Here is a 312-nt window from a genome sequence, read left to right as displayed (position 1 = left end):
CGGCGTTCCGGTCATCCATCTGTCGACCGACTATGTCTTCGACGGCACCAAGGACGGCGCCTATGTCGAGACCGACCCGACCGCGCCGCTCGGCGTCTATGGCGCCTCCAAGCTCGCCGGCGAAGAGGCGGTGGCCGCCGCCAATCCGCGCCATCTCATCCTGCGCACGGCCTGGGTCTACAGCCCCTTCGGCAGGAACTTCGTCAAGACGATGCTGCGGCTGGCGGCCGACCGCGACGAGATCGCGGTCGTCGCCGACCAATGGGGCAATCCGACCTCGGCGCTCGACATCGCCGACGCGATCCTGCATGC

The 312-nt window shown here is 68.3% G+C and carries 1 protein-coding gene; it reads left to right on the top strand.

Annotated elements, in window-relative coordinates; translation table 11 throughout:
- On the top strand, positions 1-312 hold a 312-nt coding region (locus EN859_RS36710), incomplete at both ends, for a sugar nucleotide-binding protein (RefSeq protein WP_135913717.1).

Origin of the sequence: Mesorhizobium sp. M00.F.Ca.ET.216.01.1.1, assembly GCF_004010325.2 — a bacterium.
Classification (GTDB): Bacteria; Pseudomonadota; Alphaproteobacteria; order Rhizobiales; family Rhizobiaceae; genus Mesorhizobium.
Note: the sequence above shows the minus strand (reverse complement) of the source record. Positions and strands in the feature narration are given on the sequence as shown.